The sequence below is a fragment of the Streptomyces asiaticus genome, from assembly GCF_018138715.1.
Lineage (GTDB): Bacteria > Actinomycetota > Actinomycetes > Streptomycetales > Streptomycetaceae > Streptomyces > Streptomyces asiaticus.
Genome location: NZ_JAGSHX010000006.1, coordinates 878,190 through 896,798, shown reverse-complemented (window position 1 = coordinate 896,798; position 18,609 = coordinate 878,190). Strand labels below are relative to the sequence as shown.

The following is an 18,609-nucleotide window of genomic DNA, read 5'->3' as shown; positions in this document are numbered from 1 at the left end:
GCTGCGGCTGCCACGGTAACAGAGGTGAAGTCGGTTCAATAGATGGTCCTGGCAAGTGAAGGGAGTCCATGTGACACGCGGGGATGTCCGCGCCGGGAGGTTCGCCGGCCGGGTCGCGATGGTGACGGGAGCCGCTTCCGGCATGGGCGCGGCGGTCGCCCGGCAGCTGGCCGCGGAAGGGGCGGCGGCCGTCGTCCTGGCGGATGTGAACGGGGAGGGCGCCGCGGCGGTCGCCGAGGAGCTGCCCGGCGCCAGGCCGATCGCGCTCGACGTGACGGACGCGGCGGCCGTCGACGGCGCCTTCCAGGAGGTACTGCGCCGGTACGGGCGGCTCGACGTCCTGGTGCACGCGGCGGGGGTGGACGATCCGGAGGCGAAGCGGCGCATCGCGGACGCGGTGGTCGAAGGGCGGCCGGTCGAGCTGACCGACTCCCTCGACGACGCCTCCTGGCGGCGGGTCCTGCGCGTGAACCTGGACGGAACCTTCCATGTGCTGCGCGCCGCGGTGCGGGTCATGCGGCCCGCCGGGGCCGGGGCGATCGCGGTGATCGGCTCGTCGTCGGCCTTCGACGCCCCCGTCGGCTACCCCCATTACGCGGCCTCCAAGGCGGGTGTGCACGCGCTGGCCCAGGGCGTGGCCAAGGAGGTCATCGCGTCCGGGATCCGCGTGAACGTCGTGGCGCCGGGGCCGACCGAGACGGGGATGGCGGCCCGCACCCCCGAGGCGCTGCGGGCCGGTTTCGCCGACCCGCGGGTGCGCCCGTACGCGACGCCCGAGGAGATATCCGAGATCGCCCTCTTCCTGGTGAGCGACGCCGCGGCGAACCTGGTCGGCGCGGTGCTGCTCGCCAACGGCGGCCGGTTCACCGCCTGAGCCGGGTGTCCGGGGCGGGCGCGGTGCGGGTGCTGCCCGCGGTGCGGGTCTTGCCCACGCGGAGTTCGATGCCTACGGTCTTGAATTGAGTTCAATTCTTGTATCTTCCGGCCGTCGTACGACCACGATGGAGATCCCATGCACCATCGCCACCCCGAGATCGCCCCCCAGCTGCTGTCCGAAACGGATGAACAACGACAACTCCGAACCGTCCTGCGGGACTTCTACGCCGAGACGAGCGGCGTCGAGGATCTGCGCACACATCTGGCCACCCCGCGTGGATACGACGAAGCGCTCTGGGCGCGGCTCGCGCGTGAGATCGGGGTCCATGGGCTGGCCGTTCCGGAGGAGTACGGCGGGTCGGGCTTCACCTTCGCCGAGCTGGCCGTGGCCCTGGAGGAGTCCGGGCGCGCCCTGTACTGCGGGCCGCTGCTGCCCACGGTGGTCCTGGCCGCGCACGCCCTGCTGCTCAGCGGCGACCGTACGGCATGCGAGCGCTATCTGCCCCGGATCGCCGACGGCACGCTCACCGCCACCGTGGCCGGGTTCGACGACGGCGTGCCCGGCGTCGCCGCGGAGCGGGGGAGCGGCGGCTGGGTGCTGCGCGGGCAGACCGACTTCGTACTCGACGGGGCCGGTGCGGAGCTGATCCTGGTGCGGGCCGGAACGCCCGCCGGGCCCCGGCTCTTCGCCTGTGAGCCCGCCCCTGACAGCTGCCGGCGGACTCCGCGCCGCGTCCTGGACGAGACCCGGCGCCAGGCGCTGGTGGAGTTCCGGGGCGCCCCGGCCGCCGCCGTAGGCGCGGCCGACGGCGCCGAGGGCACGGCGGACGGCACGGAGGGCGCGGTGTCGGCGACGTTGGACGCCGGACGGGCCGCGCTCGCCGCCGAGCAGGTCGGCGGCAGCGGCCACGCGCTGGACGCCACGGTCGCGTTCGTGGCGCAGCGCCACCAGTTCGGCCGTCCCATCGGGTCCTTCCAGGCCGTCAAGCACCGGCTGGCCGATGTGCTGGTGGCGCTGGAGGCGGCGCGTTCGGCGTCCGCGTACGCGACCGCCTGCGCGGCCGTCGCCTCCCCGCAGTTGCCGGTGGCCGCCTGTGCCGCCGCCGTGGTCTGTTCCGAGACCTTCCGCCTGGCGACGGCCGAGTATGTCCAGCTGCACGGCGGTATCGGCTTCACCTGGGAGCACCCGGCCCATCTGTATGTGCGCCGGGCGCGCGGCGCCGAGGTGCTGTTCGGCACCGCGGACCAGCACCGGGCCCGGCTCGCCGGGCTCGTCGGTCCCGCCGCCCGCACCGCCACCCCCCGTCCCGCCGCCTGAACCGCAATAGGTATGTCTCGATCAAGGGCTTGACACCGTGCGGCATTGGAATCAGAGTTGTAGTGAATTCAGTTCAGTTTCAGAGGGGTGAGGGATGACAACGGAAGACGAGATCCAGTTCGAGCGCGATGGACACGTCGCCCGGGTGTGGCTCAACCGTCCGTGGAAGAAGAACTGCGTCACGGTGCCGATCCTGGACCGGCTCGACGAGATCATCACCGAGGTGGACGAGGACCCCGACCTGCGGGTCCTGGTGGTGCGCGGCCGTGGCGGCACCTTCTGCTCGGGCTTCGACCTGGACAGCCTGAAGGCCGAGTACGTCGGCAAGTCGAACGCGATCGACGTCGCGGTGAAGTCCGCGAAGGTGTGCGACCGCCTGTACTCGATGAAGACCCCTTCGGTCGCGGTCCTGGAGGGCCACGTCACCGCCGGTGGCTTCGAGATCATGATCTCCTGTGACTTCGCCATCTCCGCCGACGACGCGAAGATCGGCGACTTCCACATCCGCCGTGCGCTGTTCGGCGGGGCCGGTCCGATCTACCGGGTGCCGCGCATGATCGGTATCCGTAAGACCAAGGAGCTGATGCTCACCGGCAAGCTGCTCTCCGGGGTCGAGGCCGCCGAGTTCGGGCTGATCAACAAGTCGGCCCCGGCCGACGAGCTGGACGCGACGGTGGAGGAGTTCATCAGCCACCTCGCGGACAAGAGCCCCTTCACGATGTGGCTCACCAAGATGACGATCGACCGCAGCCTGGACGCCGACACCCAGTCGCTGATGGTGATGGAGCACCTCGCCGTGGGCGTGGCGCTCAACTCCGAGGACGCGAACGAGGGCGTCTCGGCGTTCCTGGAGAAGCGCGAACCCAAGTGGCAGGGGCGCTGATCCGGATGACCACGGATCCGCGGAGCCCCGCCGCCGGCGGGCTCCAGGGTGCACGCTGCTCCGGCTGCTCGGTGACGGTGTATCCCGCGGACGACACGTGCCCGCGCTGCGGAGGGCCGGCCGATCCGGCGGTCCTCCAGGGCACGGGCACGCTGTGGACCTGGACGGTGCAGCGGTACGCGCCCAAGTCGCCGCCCTACCAGGCCCCGCCCGGAGGCTTCGCGCCGTTCGCCCTCGGCTACGTCGAGTTGGCGGATGACGTACGGGTGGCCGCCGTCCTGGACGTCGACGACCTCGACGACATCCGCATCGGCATGGCTCTTTCCGTGACCGCCGGCCCCGGGGTGCCCCGGGCCCGGCCCACGACCCTGAGCGAGGAGGGCTCTTGAGCACCGATGTGCTGATCTGCGGCGCGGGGCGCACCCCGTTCGGCCGGTCCGAGGCGACCGGCCGGCAGCTGGCCGTGGCCGCCGTGAACGCCGCGCTGGCGGACGCCGGGATCCCGTGGTCGCGGGTCGGGGCCGCGTTCGGCGGCAGCGACAGCGCGGGCCTCGCGGACACCCTGGTGGCCCAACTCGGCCTGACCGGCCTGCCGTTCGTCAACGTCAAGAACGGCTGTGCCACCGGCGGCAGCGCGCTGGTCTCCGCCGTGAACGCGATCCGCTCCGGCATGGCCGACGTCGTCCTCGCCGTCGGCTTCGACAAACACCCGCGCGGCGCCTTCGATCCGCGGCCCGAGGACTGGGGCCTGGGAGCGGAGTACGGCAGCGACGGGCTCATGGTGACCACCCAGTTCTTCGGCATGAAGATCCAGCGCTATATGCACGACCACGGCATCACCCCGCGGACCCTCGCCCTGGTGGCCGAGAAGGCGTACCGCAACGGAGCTCTGACCCCCGAGGCATGGCGCCGAAAGCCGCTGTCCACCCAGGAGATCCTGGAGTCCGGGATGGTCAGCGACCCGCTGACCCGCTATATGTTCTGCTCCCCGGGAGCGGGCGCGGCGGCGCTGGTCCTCTGCTCGCCCGAGGCCGCCCGCGCGCTGGACGGCACGCCGGTCACCCTGCGCTCGGCGGTCGTACGCACCCGGCGCTTCGGCTCGTTCGAGGTGTTCAGCCCGTGGATCCCCGGGGGCGAACTGGCCAGCGTCAGCCGTGACGCCTCGGCCGCCGCCTTCGAGGAGGCGGGAGTCGGCCCCGGCGACGTGGACGTCTGCCAGTTGCAGGACACCGAGAGCGGTGCCGAGGTGATGCACATGGCCGAGTGCGGGTTCTGCGCGGACGGCGAGCAGGAGGGGCTGGTCGCCTCGGGCGCCACCGGGATCGGCGGAACGCTGCCGGTCAACACCGACGGCGGCTGCATCGCCAACGGCGAACCCATCGGCGCCTCGGGACTGCGCCAGGTCTACGAAGTCGTCCAGCAGCTGCGCGGACAGGCGGGCGAACGCCAGGTCCCGGACGAGCCCAGGGTCGGCTTCACCCATGTGTACGGCGCCCCCGGCGTGAGCGCCTGCACGGTCCTGTCCCGCTGAACCATCCGCTGAAAGGAGGTGGCAGCGCAGATGAGCGGCATCCCGGAACCCGATGAGTTCCGCGCCGCGGCCCGGCGGTGGCTCACCGGAGTCGCCCGGCCCCGCGCCGCCGACGGGGAGTGGGGCAGCGGCTCCGACTCCGTCGCCGTGTTCGACAACTGGACCGAGGAGCAGGAGCGCGAGCACACCGCCCGCGTCCAGGAGTGGGAACGCACCCGCTACGACCACGGCTGGTCCGCGTTCAACTGGCCGCGGGAGTACGGAGGGCGGGGGCTGCCCGCGTACTACGAGCAGCTCTACCGCGCCGAGGAGGCGGCCTTCGACATACCCCACCGCCCCGAGATCTTCCCCGTGACACAGGCACTCGTCGCCCCCGCGATCGGCCTGTGGGGCACCGAGGAGCAGAAGAGCCGCTGGCTCGTGCCCCTGCTGCGCACCGACGAACTGGCCTGCCAGCTGTTCTCGGAGACCGAGGCGGGCTCCGACCTCGCCGCGGTGCGCACCAGGGCGGTGCGCGAGGGCGAGGGCTGGGTGCTGACCGGGCACAAGGTGTGGACCTCCGGCGCCCGCGTCGCGACCTGGGGCGTGGCGGTGTGCCGCACCGACGGGGACGTCCGCAAGCACGCCGGCATCACCGTCTTCCTGGTGCGCATGGACGCGCCGGGCGTCACCGTACGGCCCATCCGGCAGATGACCGGTGGCACCAGCTTCAACGAGGTCTACCTCGACGGTGTGCGGGTGCCGGACACCGACCGGCTCGGGCCGGTCGGCGAGGGCTGGCGGGTCACGCTCAGCGTGCTGGCCGCCGAACGGCTCGACTCCGGCGGCCTCGGCCTGGACAACGCCGACCGGGCGCTGGACCTGGCCGCGAACCTGCCGCGCCCCCTCACCGGCGCCGAGCGGCAGCGCGCCGCCGACCTCCACATCCGCACCCTCGTCCAGCGGCTCATGGGGCTGCGGGTCACCGCCGCCCTCGTCGCGGGGCGCGAGCCCGGCGCGGAGGCGTCGGTCGGCAAGCTGTACGCCACCGAGACCATGCGGCGCACCAGCGACCTGGTGTCCGAGCTGCTGGGGCCGAGCCTGGTGGCGGACACGGGGGAGTGGGGCACCTACGCCTGGACCGAGCACCTGCTGGGCGCCCCCGGCTACAGCATCGCGGGCGGCACCGACGAGATCCAGCGCACCATCCTCGCCGAACGCGTCCTCGGCCTGCCCAAGGAGCCCGTCCGATGAACATGGCCACCGAGGTGCCGGAGCTGGCCGCACGGGTCCGCGACCGGCTCGCCCGCCACCACCCGGGCGCGGCCATCGGCGAGTTGCGGGTGCTGCCGGGCGGCCACTCCGGGCTGACCTACGAGGTCGCGGCCGGGGACGCCCGGTACGTCGTCAAGGCCGTGCCACCGGGGCAGCGGCCCGTCGGACGCAACGACGTGCTGCGCCAGGCACGGGTGCTGGGCGCGCTGGCCGGGTCCGCGGTGCCGGTACCGGGCGTGGTGGCCGTAGACGAGACACAACCCGCCTGGTTCGCCATGGAGTTCGCGGACGGGGCGGCCGTCGAGCCGGTGCTGGACGACCACGAGGTGCCCGCCGCGACGGCCCGCGCCCGGATGCTGGAGATCGCGTCCGTCCTGCGGCGGCTGCACGGCACCGATGTGCACACCCCCGGGCTCGACCCGCCCGCACCGCTCGACCCCTCCGGCGAGCTGGACCGATGGAGCCGCACCCTGCGTGCCGTTCCCGCCGAACTGCGGCCCGGCGGCGAGGAGTTGCTGGTACGTCTCGCCGATGGCGTGCCAAGCGGCCTGCCGCCGGTGCTGCTGCACGGGGACTTCCGGCTCGGCAATGTGCTGTGCGCGGGCGAGCGGGCGGTGGCCGTCGTGGACTGGGAGATCTGGAGCGTCGGCGACCCCCGCATCGACCTGGGCTGGTTCCTGCTCTTCGCCGACCACCGCAACTTCCCCCAACTGGGACACGCCGTGCCCGGTCTGCCCGGCGAGGCGGAACTGCTGGACACCTACGGCGACGGCGGGCCCGCGCTGCCCGCGATGGATTGGTTCCGGGCGCTCGGCCGCATGAAGATGGCCGCGATCATGGGCCACAACCTGCGCCGCCACCGCGAGGGCAAACACCACGACCCGGATCAGGAACGCCTGCCGCCCACCATCGCCGCGATGATCCGCACCGCCCGCGACATCCTCGGCTGACCCGGCAGCGGTCCGTACCCCACCGAACAGGAGCACTCGTGGATTTCGGATACTCGCCACGGGCGAGTGAACTCCAAGACCGTATGCGGTCGTTCATGGACGAGTACGTCTTCCCCGCGGAAGCCACGTACGACCGGCAACTGGCCGAAGGGGACGATCCGCACGCCCTGCCGCCGGTGATGGCCGAGCTGAAGGCCAAGGCCCGCGCCGAGGGCCTGTGGAACCTCTTCATGGCGCACGGCGACTGGGGCGCGGGGCTCAGCAACCTGGAATACGCGCCGCTCGCCGGGCTGGCGGGCGAATCCATCATCGGTCCCGAGGTGTTCAACTGCTCGGCGCCCGACACCGGCAACATGGAGCTGCTCGCGCTGTACGGCACCCCCGAACAGCAGGAACGCTGGCTGCGGCCCCTGCTCGACGCGGAGATCCGATCGTGCTTCGCCATGACCGAGCCGGAGGTCGCCAGCTCCGACGCCCGCAACATCCGCACCCGTATCACCCGCGACGGCGACGCTTACGTGGTCAACGGCCGCAAGTGGTACACCTCCGGGATCCTCGACCCCGACTGCAAGCTGATCATCCTGATGGGCAAGACCGACCCGGAGGCGCCCACCTACCGGCAGCAGTCCATGCTGCTCATCCCCAGGGACACCCCGGGCGTCAAGATCCTGCGCGACCTGCCGATGTTCGGCTACACCGACCGCCTCGGACACGGCGATGTGCTCTTCGAGGACGTCCGCGTGCCGGTGGAGAACATCCTCGTCGGCGAGGGCGAGGGCTTCGCGCTCGCCCAGGGACGGCTCGGTCCCGGACGGATGCACTACGCGATGCGCGCCGTGGGTTTCGCCGAGCGCGCCCTGCGGCTGATGTGCGAGCGCGTCACCGAACGCGTCGCCTTCGGCGGACCCCTCGCCGACCAGGGCGTGGTCCGGGAGTGGATCGCCCGCAGCCGCATCGAGATCGAGCAGCTGCGGCTCCTCGTCCTCAAATCGGCCTGGCTGATGGACACCGCCGGCAACGCCGCCGCCCGTATGGAGGTCGCCGCGATCAAGGTCGCGGCGCTGGAGGTCGCCCACAAGGTCGTCGACCGAGCGGTGCAGGCGCACGGCGCGGCGGGGGTCAGCGACGACACCGTACTGGCCCGGCTGTACGCCATCACACGGGCACTGAAGATCGCCGACGGCCCCGACGAAGTCCATCTGCGGACGGTGGCCCGCCAGGAGCTCGCGCCGTACAAGAAGAAGACCGATACGAAGGCAGGGGCAGCGTGAGCGCCAACAGCCTCGACGGCAAGGTGGCCGTCATCACGGGCGGATCCCGCGGCATCGGCCTCGGCATCGCCACCGCCTACCGGGCGGCCGGTGCCCACGTGGTGATCGCGGCCCGCAAACCGGCCGGACTCGCCGAGGCGCGCGAGGAGTTGCTGCGCGTCAAGGGCGACGGTGACGTACACACGGTGGTGGCGAACGCCGGTGAACCGGAGCAGGCCGAGCGGTGCGTCGAGGAGACCATGGCCCGCTTCGGCCGGGTCGACGTCCTCGTCAACAACGCGGCAACCAACCCGTACCACGGCGATCTGCTCGACCTGGACCTGCCGCGCGCGGAGAAGACCGTCCGGGTCAACCAGTACGGCATGATCGCCTGGACCCGGTGTGCCTGGCGGGCCTGGATGGCCGAGCACGGGGGAGCGGTGGTCAACATCGCCTCCGTCGGCGGGCTCATCGTCGATCCGCACATCGGCTACTACAACGCCACCAAGGCCGCCATGCTGCACATGACCCGGCAGCTCGCCTACGAACTCGGGCCGCGCGCCCGCGTCAACGCCATCGCCCCCGGACTGATCAAGACGGAGCTGGCACGGGCGGTGTGGGAGGTCCGGGAGCCGATCCTCACCGCGAAGCTGCCACTGCGGCGCCTGGGCACGGTCGAGGACGTGGCACACGCGGCGCTGTTCCTGGCCACCGACGCCTCCTCCTGGATGACCGGCCAGACCCTGGTGCTCGACGGTGGCGCGACCGCCCTGCCGATCGGGGTGGAGGGATGAGCGCGCCGCTCGCCGCCGCGGAGCTGTTCTCGCTCCGGGGCAGGACGGCGGTGGTCACCGGCGCCTCCGCGGGGCTCGGCGCACGCTTCGCCGCCGTCCTCGCACAGGCCGGGGCCACCGTGTTCGCCGCCGCCCGGCGCGTCGAGAAGCTGAACGAACTCGCCGACTCCGACACCCGTATCCACCCCGTCGCCTGCGATGTCTCGCTCGCCGCCGACCGCGCGCGGCTGACCGGGACGGCGCTGGGGGCCACCGGCCGCATCGACGTCCTGGTCAACAACGCGGCCACGTCCGGGGAGACCCGCGCCGAGGACGAATCCCCGGACGCCTTCGCCGATGTCCTCGGCGTCAACCTCACCGCCCCCTTCCACCTGGCGCGCCTGGTGGCCGAGGCTCCCGCCGTGGACGGCGACCCGCCCCGCAGCGTCATCAACGTCTCCTCCATCCTCGGCCTGGTCACCGCCGCCCCGCTGGGCGGCGCGAGCTACGCGGCGTCCAAGGCCGGGCTGATCGGGCTGACCCGGGAGCTGGCCGGTCAGTGGGGCGCGAGCGGAACCCGCGTCAACGCGCTCGCCCCGGGCTGGTTCCGCACCGAGATGACCGCGGACCTCTTCGGCGACGAGCGCTCCAGCCGCTGGGTCGAGCGCAACACCCTGCTGCGGCGCGGCGGCGGGGCCCATGAACTGGACGGCGCGCTGCTGTTCCTCGCCTCGGACGCCTCCTCGTACTGCACCGGCCAGGTCCTGACCGTCGACGGCGGATGGACCGCGCGATGAGCGTCGGCATCGAGATCGACGACGGCCTGGCCCGTGTCACCCTGCGCCGGGGCGCGGCGGGCAACGCCATCGGGCTGGACATGGCACACGGGCTGCTGGACGCGGCGCGGGTCTGCGCCACCGAGTCCGTCCGGGCCGTGCTGCTGACCGGTGAGGGGAAGTCCTTCTGCGTCGGCGGCGACCTCGGGGAGTTCTCCCGGCTCTCCGGAGAGCCACTGGAGCGGCACCTCATCGCGGTGACCGGCGCGCTCCACGAAGCGCTGCGCACGTTCGCGGCGGGCGACGCGCCCGTGGTGGCCGCCGTCCAGGGAGCCGTGGCCGGTGCGGGTATCGGCCTGGCCGCGTCCGCCGATGTGACCCTGGCCGCCGACGACGCCTCCTTCACCACCGCGTACACCCGGATCGGCTACTCACCGGACGCCGGAGTGAGCTGGTTCCTGCCCCGGCTCGTCGGCCCCAAGCGGGCCCTGGACCTGCTGCTGACCAACCGCCGTATCGCGGCGGCGGAAGCCGAGGACATCGGACTGGTGAGCCGGGTCGTCACCGCCGACCGGCTCGCCGCCGAGGCGCTGCGCACGGCCGAGGCGCTGCGCGACGGACCCACCGCCGCCTTCGGCGCCACCCGACGCCTCGTCGCCACCGGGCTGACCGCGGACCTCGGTACGCACCTGGACCGCGAGGCCCGTGCGATCGCCGCCGCGGCCGCCTCCGCCGCCGGCCGTGAGGGTGTCGCCGCCTTCCTGGGCAAACGGACACCCGACTTCACATCCGCCGCCCCCAGCACCTGACTCCCGCCCGAAACCCCTGGAGCCCCACCGTGTCGGAAGCATTCATCGTCGGAGCCGTCCGCACCCCCGTCGGCCGCCGCAAGGGCGCGCTCAGCGGCGTCCACCCCGCCGATCTCGGCGCTCACGCGCTGCGCGCCCTGCTGGAGCGCACCGGGGCCGACCCGGGCGCCGTCGACGACGTGTACTTCGGCTGCGTCAGCCAGATCGGCGCGCAGACCGGCAACGTCGCCCGTACCGCATGGCTGTCGGCCGGGCTGCCCCAGCACGTCCCCGGCACCACCATCGACCGCCAGTGCGGCTCATCCCAGCAGGCCGTGCACTTCGCCGCCCAGGCGGTCGGCTCCGGGACCGCCGATCTGGTGGTCGCCGGCGGGGTGGAGGTGATGAGCCTGGTGCCCATCGCCAGCCCCATGTACGTCGGAGAACAGGCCGGTATGGGCAGCCCGTTCGCGGGGGACGGCTGGCGCGAGCGCTTCGGGGACCAGGAGGTCTCCCAGTTCCGAGGGGCCGAGCTGATCGCCGAGAAATGGGCCATCTCCCGCGCGGAGATGGAGGAGTTCGCGCTCACCAGCCACCAGCGGGCCCTCGCCGCCCAGGCCGACGGCGCCTTCGACGAAGAGATCACCCCGGCCTTCGGGCTCACCGCCGACGAGGGGCCGCGCGCCGACACCACCCTGGAGAAGATGGCCGGGCTGAAGAGCCTCACCGAGGACGGCCGGCTGACCGCCGCCGTCTCCAGCCAGATCTCCGACGGCGCCGCCGCCCTGCTGATCGCCTCCGAGGAGGCGGTGCGCCGCCACGGCCTGACCCCGCTCGCGCGCGTGCACACCATGGCCGTCGTCGGCTCCGATCCGATCCACATGCTGACCGGTCCGATCCCCGCCACCGAGAAGGTCCTGGACAGGGCCGGACTGGCGATCGGCGACATCGATCTGGTGGAGATCAACGAGGCGTTCGCCTCCGTCGTCCTCGCCTGGCAGAAGGAGATCGGCGCCGACCCGGAGCGGGTCAACGCCTTCGGCGGCGCCATCGCGCTCGGACATCCGCTCGGCGCCACCGGCGCCCGGCTCATGACCACGCTCGTCCACCAACTGCGCAGGACCGGCGGACGCTACGGCCTCCAGACGATGTGCGAGGGCGGCGGCATGGCGAACGCGACGGTAGTGGAGCGCCTTTGAACACGGCCCATTCACGTCGATTGGCAACTGAGTTCAGCTTGGGGCTACTCTCGGGTACGGACAAGGTGGACTGCGGCCAGGAGACGAGGCATGGCGACGAGAATCGTTGAACCCGAAGCGGGACCGAGGTCCAAGCGTGCCGCCATCCTGGCCGCCGCCGTCGACTGCTTCGGCGAGACGGGGTTCGAGGCCACCAAGTGGTCCACCGTGGCCGAGCGGGTCGGCATCGGGCAGACGGCGCTCTACCACTACTTCGAGTCCAAGACGCACTGCCTGCTCACCATCATGCGGCTGGAGCTCCAGCGCTCCCACGACAAGTTCACGGAGGCGACCGAGGGCGTCGAGGATCCGACCGAGGCGCTCCGGGCGGCCATCCGCGCGGCCTACGACGTCTCGGACCACGAGGTCCTCCAGATGCGGATCCTGCACAACCACATGGACCTGCTCTCCGGCACGCGCAAGTCCAAGCGGGAGGAGGCCGAGCGCGTCGAGGCCCGCAAGCTGGTCCAGCTCGTCGAGCGGAACTGGACGAACCTGCTGGTGAAGGGTATGTCCATGGGTGCGTTCCCGCTCCGGGACGCGCAACTGCTCGGCTCGGGGGTGCTCGGTCTGATCGTCAGCGTCTGGCGGTGGTACCGGCCCTCGGGGCCGACGCCGCTGTCGGAGGTCAGTGAACTGATCGAGGGCGCCTGCGTGCGTATGGTCGCCACCTGATCCCCTGAGCGGCCCCCTGCCGTTCCGGCCCCCGGCGGATATCCGCCGGGGGCCGTTTCGCGTCCGTACGGACTCTTGTCAGCCGCGTTTCCCCCGGATTACGATCCAGATCACTGAATTGAACTGAACTCAGGTTGATCTGGGAGCCCCGGTCTCATGGCATTGCGCACGTACATGGCCAGTATGGACAGCCCGCATCCGGAACGGACGCTGGACCTGCTCGAACCCGACTTCCGCTTTCTCATCGCCCTGCCGGGCAGCGAGATCACCGGCGAGTCCAAGGAGGACTTCGCCGCGTACATCGCCGGCCGGAATCCCAAGGAACGGTCGCATGAGATCCTGCGCCACAGCCGGGAGGGCGACCTCGAGACCGTGTACGGCGTGGTGACGGAGGCCGGGCGGTACACCGGCTCCTTCCTCTCGGCCGCGGTGATCTCGCCCGGCGGGCTCATCGCGCGCTACCAGTCCTTCTTCACCACCTCGTTCGAACTGGTCGACTGGGCTCCGCAGGGCGACGGGAGCCGGGCATGACGGACACCCCGGCCGCGGCCCCCTTCCTCACCGCGTGGTTCGAGATTCTCGACGGCGATGAGCCGTCCCGTATTCTCGACCTGATCAGCGACGACTTCTCGCTGTCCATCCTGTTCTCCACCGGCGACGGCAACGCCACCGACTTCGCCGGGGACCGCGCCGCCCTGGTGGGCTATCTCGAACAGCGTGAGAAGGGCACCCGCACCCACCATCTGCTGTCGGCGACCACGCTCGGCCAGGACGAGCTCTTCCTGGGCGAGGTGCGCCGCGCGGGTGTCCCCGAGGCCACCTTCGTCGCCGCCGGGCGGGTGAACGACGCAGGCCGGCTTCAGCGCCTGCTGATCGGGCGCTCATCCGAGATCCGCTTCACCTGACCTCGACCCCATGGAGAGCACTGTCATGTACAACCTGGTCCTGCTGGCGGCCCGGCCCCCGGAGTGGACGCATGAACAATTCATCACGTGGTGGCGCGGCGACCACGCGGAGCTGACCTACCGCCTGCCCGGGCTGCGTGCCTGGCGCCACACCGAGATCGACGCCGCTCTGGAGCCGCGTTCCGAGGGCTGGGACGGGATCTCCGTACTCAGCTTCGACTCCCCCGAGGACCTGAGGAAGGCCCTCGCGAGCCCCGAGTGGGCCGATGCCGTCGCCCAGGTCGGCGACATGAAGGGCCGCCGGATCGCGGTCATGGGGCACGAGGCGGAGATGTTCGCCGCCTGAGCGTTCTCAGCGGATCGGTGGAAGTCGGCCGCGGTTCGGTGGCGTCCCGAAGGGGCGCGGGGCTGTGTCGATGTGCGGCTCCGCCGCGCGGGCGCGACCAGCCACGACGGCGCCGCAGACGATCGACGGCAGGTCGGGGCACTTCCAGCGAAGCGCTTAGGCCGCCCGGCCCGGTCCGGCGGCAGGTCAGACACCAAAGCGTTTCGGCAAACGGAGTTCGGCACAGCGCAACGAGGGGCAGGATGCGACAGGTAGTGCGGGAGTTCCAGCAGAAGGCGGACGAAGCCGACTTCATCGCCGTGATCGACGACACCGGCAGCCATACGGCCCGGCAACTGTTCGAGGAGGCCGTACGGCTGGCCGGAGCGCTGTCCGCCGACGCGGCCGACGGATCGGTCGGCACGGTCCTGGTCCAGGCGGACAACTCATGGCGCACCATCGCCGCCACCCTCGCCGTGGGCCTGCGGGGCGGGGTTCTCGCGGTGGTCAATCGGCACACCACACCCGCCGAGTTCGCCGCCGCGTGGGAGGACATCCGCCCGGACGCCGTCGTCGCCGAGCCCTCGGCGATGGACGAGTGGACGGTGCACACCCGGCTGCCGGGCCCGGCGCGGACGGTGCTGGACGGCTGGGCGTGCCGGTCCGTACCCGGCGGACACGAGGTGTCGCGCTGGTCGGGCGGCGCCCTCATCGGTCTGACCTCCGGATCGACCGGGCGGCCCAAGGGCGTCGTACAGTCCGAGCGGGCCCTGCGCTACGCCGCCACGAGCACCATCGACGCCAACGGGCTGGCGCCGGGCGACGCCATCGCCGCGATCGTGCCGCTGTCGTCCACCGCGGCCTACTGCTTCGGGGTCTATCTCTCCCTCCTGCTGCGCGGGCCGCTCGTCCTCACGGGCAAGTGGGACCGGGCGGTCGCGCTGCGGCGGATGGCCGACGCGGGCGTCCGATGGACCATGTGCGTACCGACCATGGCATTGCAGATGGGCGCCGAAGCGGCCGGCTCCGGCATCCTCCGGGGCGTCCGGTCGATCACCGTCGGCGGCGGGCCCATGGACCGTGGGGCGCTGGCCCGGGCCGAACGGTCCCTGGGCACGAAGATCCTCCGCGTCTTCGGCATGTCCGAGTGCCTGGGCCACACCACGCCGAGCCCCGACGACCCCGAGGAGATCCGGCTCGGCAGGGACGGCCGCCCCTTCCCGGGTACGGACGTGCGCGCGCTCACCTCCGACGGTCAGGTGGCCGGACCGGGGGTGACCGGCCGGGCGCAGGTCCGCGGCCCTTCCCTCTACCTCGGGTACGCCCGCGAGGGCAGAACCGATCCACCCGCGCTCACGGCGGACGGCTATCTGCCCACCGGCGATCTGCTGATGGTCCACGAGGACGGCACCATCACCATCATGGGCCGCGAGAAGGACATCATCATCCGGGGCGGCCGCAACATCGACATCACCGAGATCGAGCGCGCGGTCGCCAGCCATCCGCGCGTGGCCAGGGCCTGTGTCACGCCGGTCCCCGACGATGTCCTCGGTGAACGCGTGGCGCTGCTCGTCGTCGCCGAGGACGGTGGCGGCGTCGAACTGGCCGAGGTGACCGGCCATCTGGAGAGCGTCGGTCTGTCCAAGACCAAGTGGCCCGAGTACGTCTACGACGTCGAGGAGCTGCCCCAGACGAAGGTCGGCAAGCTCGACCGGGGCGGGGCCCGGGACCTGGCCGTCAGGCTGCACACCCGCGAAGGAGGATCATGACAGCGCGGTTCGACCAGGCTCCATGGGCGACGGCCGGAATCCAGACCGTGGGGCCCGGGGTGCACCGCGTGCCGCTGCCGCTGCCCAACGACGGCCTGCACGCCGTGAATGTCTACCTCCTGGAGGATCTGGACGACGACGGCGGCATCGTCATGATCGACGGGGGCTGGGCGATTCCCGAGGCGCGCAAGACGCTCGAGGAGGCCCTGGCCGCCATCGACCGCGACCCCGGCGACATCAGCCACATCCTGGTCACCCACATCCACCGCGACCACTACACCCAGGCGGTGGAGCTGCGCCGGCTGCTCGGCTCGCGCGTCTACCTCGGCGCGGGGGAGCGCCCGGGCCTGGAGATGCTCGACCGGCTGCGCAGCGACCAGCCCGTGGGCTCGCTGCGGACCCTGCGGGCGGCGGGCGCCGGGGAACTCGCCGACCGCATCGAGGCGATGGACCACGGTGGCTACGACCCGAGCCTCTGGGAGGCCCCCGATCACTGGCTCGGCGCGGAGACGCTGCGCTTCGGCGAGCGCGAACTGCGGGTCGTGCCCACTCCGGGGCACACCAAGGGCCATGTGGTCTTCCTGGACGAACAGCGCGGGCTGCTGTTCTCCGGGGACCACGTCCTGCCCCACATCACCCCGTCCATCGGCTTCGAACTCGCCGAGCCGGGCGGCCACCCGCTCGCCGACTACCTGGACTCGCTGCGGCTGATGACCCGCTACGCCGACGCCCGACTGCTGCCCGCGCACGGACCGGTCGCCGACTCCGCCCACACCCGGGTCGCCGAACTGCTCGCCCACCACGACGACCGGCTGGCCCGGAGCCTGACGGCGCTGGGCGAGGACACGCTCGACGCCCACGCCGTGGCGCGGAAGCTCGGATGGACGCGCCGGGCCGTGCCGTTCGGGGAGCTGAGCGCCTTCAACCAGATGCTCGCGGTCCATGAGACGGCCGCGCATCTGGACGTCCTGGTGCTGCGGGGCCGGGTGACGGCGGCCCGCGCCGACGGTGTGCATCGGTACACGCGCGTGCGCTGACGACGCCGTCCATACGTCCATCGAATAGATCCGATGACCATGGAAGTGGTGAGCGGCTGATCCCGGGCAGTTTGGCCCTCTCTCTCGACAGCCGGACCGGAATTGCGTATCAATTCATCCGATCACTGAACTGTCGAGAGAAGGAAAGGCCGCATCATGCAGAGACCGGGCTTACCCGCACGCGCCTTCGGCCTCCTGGCCGCGACCGCCGCCGCCCTCGGAGCCTTCGTGGCCACCGGAACCGAGTCCTACGCCGCCCAGTCCGCCGCCCAGTCCGTGACACCCCCCGCCCCGCGCTCCTCCGTCGTCACCTGGGCCTCCAGCGCGTACCCGGCGGGAACCGCCGCCCAGGACCTGACCTACCGGTTCGTCGTCCACACCAGCGTCGGCGGCCGGGACCTGCGGATCCGGCTCTCCAACGCCTACGGCGACCAGCCGGTGACCTTCGGCCACGCCTACGCCGGTGTACGCGAGTCCGGGGCGGCGGTCGTGCCCGGCAGCAACGGACGGCTGACCTTCCGCGGCGCGTCGTCGGTGACCGTACCGGTGGGCGGCGTCGTGTACAGCGATCCGCTGCCGGGCCGCGTCCAGCCCCAGTCCGACCTCGCCATCAGCCTCTATGTGCGCGGCGCGGGCACCCTCGCGACCGGCCACAAGGGGGCCCGCGCGACCCAGTACGTCGCACCGGCCGGCGACCACGCCGCGGAGGAGGATCCCGCCGCCTACACCCAGCAGATCACCTCCTGGTACTACCTGGACGCCGCCGTCGTACGGCCCCCGCGCGGCACCGGCGCCGTCGTCGCCTTCGGCGACTCGATCACCGACGGCTCCGCCTCGACTCAGGACACCAACCGCCGCTGGCCGGACTTCCTCGCCCGACGGCTGCTCGCCGACCCCCGCTCCCGGCTCAAGGGCGTCGCCAACGAAGGAATCTCCGGCAACAGGATCCTCGCCGACGGCTCGGCCGAGAGCGCGCTGAAGCGACTCGACCGGGATGTGCTCTCCCAGGCCGGTGTGCGCACGACGGTCCTGCTGGAGGGCATCAACGACATCAAGGCCACGCCGGGCCCCACCGCCGACGACCTCATCGCCGGCTACCGGCAGATCATCGCCAGGTCCCACGCGCGTGGCACGTGCGTGGTCGGGGCGACCGTCATGCCGTACGAGGGCTGGCGGGAGTACGAGGCCGTCGACGAGACGGTCCGCCAACAGGTCAACGACTTCATCCGCACCAGCGGCGAGTTCGACGCGGTCGTCGACTTCGACAAGGCCGTCCAGGACCCCGCGGCGCCCACCCGGATGCTCCCCGCCTACGACAGCGGCGACCACCTCCACCCCAATGACACCGGTATGCGCGTGATGAGCGACGCCATCCCCCTCCACGCCCTCAACTGCGACCGCTGACCCCCTGCCCCTCTCCACCCCGGGCCGCCGCCTTGCGGTACCGGCCCGGGGTGGTACCGAACTCCCGCTGGAAGGCGTGTGAGAGTGCGTACGGGCTGCCGTAGCCGACCCGGTCGGCGATGGAGGCCAGGGTGTCCGAAGTGTCCCGGAGCAGGGTGGCGGTGAGAATGATGCGCCACCACGTGAGGTACGCCATCGGAGGGCGCCCGACCAGGGTGGTGAACCGGCGCGCCAGGGTGGGGCGGGAGACGTTCACCTCCCCGGCCAGGCGCTCGGTGGTCCACGGGGCGGCCGGATCCGAGTGCAGCGCCCGCAGCGCGGCGGCCGTCACCGGGTCGCCCAGGACGCGGGGCCAGGCTCCGCTGGTGGCCTCGGCCATCCAGGAACGGATCATGTAGACGAGGAGCAGATCGAGCAGGTTCGGCAGCGCGATGCAGGAGCCGGGCCGGCGTTCGTCCAGTTCACCGGCGAGCAGGTCGATCGCGGCGCGCAGCTCGAGGTGGCCGCCCACACGGCTGGGAAGGTGGACGACCCGGGGCATCTCCGCGAGAAGCGGGTGGATGCGGCTACAGTCCAGCCGGTACTGGCCGCAGAGGATCTCCGTCTCGGCCGGGGAGTCGGCGAGCACATGGCCTGTGCCATGGGGGAGCAGCACCGCGTCACCCACGCCGAGGGACACCGGGTCACCGTCGTCGGGCAGCAGCCGGCAACCGCCTTTGAGCACCACATGAAAGCCCGCGCCGCCGAACGAGTGAAGCCGCGTGCACCCGCCGCCGTTCATCCGCAACCGGCGGGACGAGGGGTGCCCCAGACGCATGGCGGAGATCGCGTCGCTCACCACATCCATTGATGCAGAG

20 protein-coding genes are annotated in these 18,609 nt (G+C 71.9%); 19 read left to right on the top strand and 1 reads right to left on the bottom strand.

Annotated elements, in window-relative coordinates; translation table 11 throughout:
- Positions 1 to 70 precede the first annotated feature (70 nt).
- The 19 genes from KHP12_RS11530 (at position 71) to KHP12_RS11440 (ending at position 17,752) form a co-directional block, all read left to right on the top strand.
- Positions 71 to 874 (top strand): SDR family NAD(P)-dependent oxidoreductase, encoded by an 804-nt coding sequence (locus KHP12_RS11530; protein ID WP_244202689.1) that lies wholly within the window; start codon positions 71 to 73, stop codon positions 872 to 874.
- A gap of 138 nt (positions 875 to 1,012) precedes the next feature.
- Entirely contained in the window at positions 1,013 to 2,194 is a 1,182-nt protein-coding gene (locus KHP12_RS11525; RefSeq protein WP_086881098.1) for an acyl-CoA dehydrogenase family protein, read from the top strand.
- A 94-nt stretch (positions 2,195 to 2,288) separates the two neighbouring features.
- A complete protein-coding gene (locus tag KHP12_RS11520) occupies positions 2,289 to 3,077 on the top strand; it encodes an enoyl-CoA hydratase/isomerase family protein (protein WP_037953706.1) in 789 nt (262 codons plus the stop codon).
- Between the two features lie 5 nt (positions 3,078 to 3,082).
- Positions 3,083 to 3,466, top strand: a complete 384-nt coding sequence (locus tag KHP12_RS11515) for a Zn-ribbon domain-containing OB-fold protein (RefSeq protein WP_086881111.1) — start codon at positions 3,083 to 3,085, stop codon at positions 3,464 to 3,466.
- A complete protein-coding gene (locus tag KHP12_RS11510) occupies positions 3,463 to 4,608 on the top strand; it encodes a thiolase family protein (RefSeq protein WP_086881097.1) in 1,146 nt (381 codons plus the stop codon). Before KHP12_RS11515 ends, KHP12_RS11510 begins: the two co-directional genes overlap by 4 nt.
- Before the next feature lie 30 nt (positions 4,609 to 4,638).
- Complete coding sequence (locus tag KHP12_RS11505; protein ID WP_211832902.1) at positions 4,639 to 5,841, top strand: acyl-CoA dehydrogenase family protein; 1,203 nt, start codon at positions 4,639 to 4,641, stop codon at positions 5,839 to 5,841.
- On the top strand, positions 5,838 to 6,812 hold the full coding sequence (locus KHP12_RS11500) for a phosphotransferase family protein (RefSeq protein ID WP_086881095.1): 975 nt from the start codon (positions 5,838 to 5,840) through the stop codon (positions 6,810 to 6,812). Before KHP12_RS11505 ends, KHP12_RS11500 begins: the two co-directional genes overlap by 4 nt.
- 38 nt (positions 6,813 to 6,850) lie before the next feature.
- Positions 6,851 to 8,083, top strand: coding sequence for an acyl-CoA dehydrogenase family protein (locus tag KHP12_RS11495; RefSeq protein ID WP_086881094.1), 1,233 nt, complete (start codon positions 6,851 to 6,853; stop codon positions 8,081 to 8,083).
- Entirely contained in the window at positions 8,080 to 8,856 is a 777-nt protein-coding gene (locus tag KHP12_RS11490; protein ID WP_086881093.1) for an SDR family oxidoreductase, read from the top strand. The genes KHP12_RS11495 and KHP12_RS11490 overlap by 4 nt, the downstream gene beginning before the upstream one ends.
- The gene (locus KHP12_RS11485; protein WP_086881092.1) at positions 8,853 to 9,632 is read left to right on the top strand and encodes an SDR family NAD(P)-dependent oxidoreductase; all 780 of its coding nucleotides are present in this window, start codon (positions 8,853 to 8,855) and stop codon (positions 9,630 to 9,632) included. Before KHP12_RS11490 ends, KHP12_RS11485 begins: the two co-directional genes overlap by 4 nt.
- A complete protein-coding gene (locus KHP12_RS11480) occupies positions 9,629 to 10,420 on the top strand; it encodes an enoyl-CoA hydratase/isomerase family protein (RefSeq protein ID WP_244202688.1) in 792 nt (263 codons plus the stop codon). The genes KHP12_RS11485 and KHP12_RS11480 overlap by 4 nt, the downstream gene beginning before the upstream one ends.
- A gap of 29 nt (positions 10,421 to 10,449) precedes the next feature.
- A complete protein-coding gene (locus tag KHP12_RS11475; protein WP_086881090.1) occupies positions 10,450 to 11,598 on the top strand; it encodes an acetyl-CoA C-acetyltransferase in 1,149 nt (382 codons plus the stop codon).
- Positions 11,599 to 11,688: 90 nt separating this feature from the next.
- A complete protein-coding gene (locus KHP12_RS11470; protein WP_086881089.1) occupies positions 11,689 to 12,312 on the top strand; it encodes a TetR/AcrR family transcriptional regulator in 624 nt (207 codons plus the stop codon).
- A 156-nt stretch (positions 12,313 to 12,468) separates the two neighbouring features.
- Positions 12,469 to 12,843 (top strand): nuclear transport factor 2 family protein, encoded by a 375-nt coding sequence (locus KHP12_RS11465; protein WP_086883180.1) that lies wholly within the window; start codon positions 12,469 to 12,471, stop codon positions 12,841 to 12,843.
- Positions 12,840 to 13,217, top strand: a complete 378-nt coding sequence (locus KHP12_RS11460) for a hypothetical protein (RefSeq protein ID WP_086883179.1) — start codon at positions 12,840 to 12,842, stop codon at positions 13,215 to 13,217. Before KHP12_RS11465 ends, KHP12_RS11460 begins: the two co-directional genes overlap by 4 nt.
- 25 nt (positions 13,218 to 13,242) lie before the next feature.
- Positions 13,243 to 13,563 (top strand): EthD family reductase, encoded by a 321-nt coding sequence (locus tag KHP12_RS11455; protein WP_086883178.1) that lies wholly within the window; start codon positions 13,243 to 13,245, stop codon positions 13,561 to 13,563.
- A 242-nt stretch (positions 13,564 to 13,805) separates the two neighbouring features.
- Positions 13,806 to 15,311 carry a class I adenylate-forming enzyme family protein gene (locus KHP12_RS11450; RefSeq protein ID WP_086883177.1) on the top strand — a complete coding sequence of 502 codons (1,506 nt, stop codon included), beginning with the start codon at positions 13,806 to 13,808 and terminating at the stop codon, positions 15,309 to 15,311.
- Positions 15,308 to 16,348 carry an MBL fold metallo-hydrolase gene (locus KHP12_RS11445; protein WP_086883176.1) on the top strand — a complete coding sequence of 347 codons (1,041 nt, stop codon included), beginning with the start codon at positions 15,308 to 15,310 and terminating at the stop codon, positions 16,346 to 16,348. The genes KHP12_RS11450 and KHP12_RS11445 overlap by 4 nt, the downstream gene beginning before the upstream one ends.
- A 156-nt stretch (positions 16,349 to 16,504) precedes the next feature.
- Positions 16,505 to 17,752: an SGNH/GDSL hydrolase family protein gene (locus KHP12_RS11440; RefSeq protein WP_086883175.1), complete on the top strand. Its 1,248-nt coding sequence runs from the start codon at positions 16,505 to 16,507 to the stop codon at positions 17,750 to 17,752.
- Here KHP12_RS11440 and KHP12_RS11435 read toward each other — a convergent pair.
- Entirely contained in the window at positions 17,736 to 18,599 is an 864-nt protein-coding gene (locus KHP12_RS11435; protein ID WP_086883174.1) for an AraC family transcriptional regulator, read from the bottom strand. The genes KHP12_RS11440 and KHP12_RS11435 overlap by 17 nt on opposite strands.
- Positions 18,600 to 18,609: the final 10 nt, after the last annotated feature.

Bases quoted from the DNA above. Each gene is read 5' to 3' on its own strand.
- KHP12_RS11525 (WP_086881098.1), top strand. From the start codon at position 1,013: ATGCACCATCGCCACCCCGAGATCGCCCCCCAGCTGCTGTCCGAAACG.
- KHP12_RS11435 (WP_086883174.1), bottom strand. From the start codon at position 18,599: ATGGATGTGGTGAGCGACGCGATCTCCGCCATGCGTCTGGGGCACCCC.
- KHP12_RS11455 (WP_086883178.1), top strand. From the start codon at position 13,243: ATGTACAACCTGGTCCTGCTGGCGGCCCGGCCCCCGGAGTGGACGCAT.
- KHP12_RS11500 (WP_086881095.1), top strand. From the start codon at position 5,838: ATGAACATGGCCACCGAGGTGCCGGAGCTGGCCGCACGGGTCCGCGAC.
- KHP12_RS11450 (WP_086883177.1), top strand. From the start codon at position 13,806: ATGCGACAGGTAGTGCGGGAGTTCCAGCAGAAGGCGGACGAAGCCGAC.
- KHP12_RS11445 (WP_086883176.1), top strand. From the start codon at position 15,308: ATGACAGCGCGGTTCGACCAGGCTCCATGGGCGACGGCCGGAATCCAG.
- KHP12_RS11515 (WP_086881111.1), top strand. From the start codon at position 3,083: ATGACCACGGATCCGCGGAGCCCCGCCGCCGGCGGGCTCCAGGGTGCA.
- KHP12_RS11485 (WP_086881092.1), top strand. From the start codon at position 8,853: ATGAGCGCGCCGCTCGCCGCCGCGGAGCTGTTCTCGCTCCGGGGCAGG.
- KHP12_RS11460 (WP_086883179.1), top strand. From the start codon at position 12,840: ATGACGGACACCCCGGCCGCGGCCCCCTTCCTCACCGCGTGGTTCGAG.
- KHP12_RS11520 (WP_037953706.1), top strand. From the start codon at position 2,289: ATGACAACGGAAGACGAGATCCAGTTCGAGCGCGATGGACACGTCGCC.
- KHP12_RS11440 (WP_086883175.1), top strand. From the start codon at position 16,505: ATGCAGAGACCGGGCTTACCCGCACGCGCCTTCGGCCTCCTGGCCGCG.
- KHP12_RS11470 (WP_086881089.1), top strand. From the start codon at position 11,689: ATGGCGACGAGAATCGTTGAACCCGAAGCGGGACCGAGGTCCAAGCGT.
- KHP12_RS11505 (WP_211832902.1), top strand. From the start codon at position 4,639: ATGAGCGGCATCCCGGAACCCGATGAGTTCCGCGCCGCGGCCCGGCGG.
- KHP12_RS11465 (WP_086883180.1), top strand. From the start codon at position 12,469: ATGGCATTGCGCACGTACATGGCCAGTATGGACAGCCCGCATCCGGAA.
- KHP12_RS11480 (WP_244202688.1), top strand. From the start codon at position 9,629: ATGAGCGTCGGCATCGAGATCGACGACGGCCTGGCCCGTGTCACCCTG.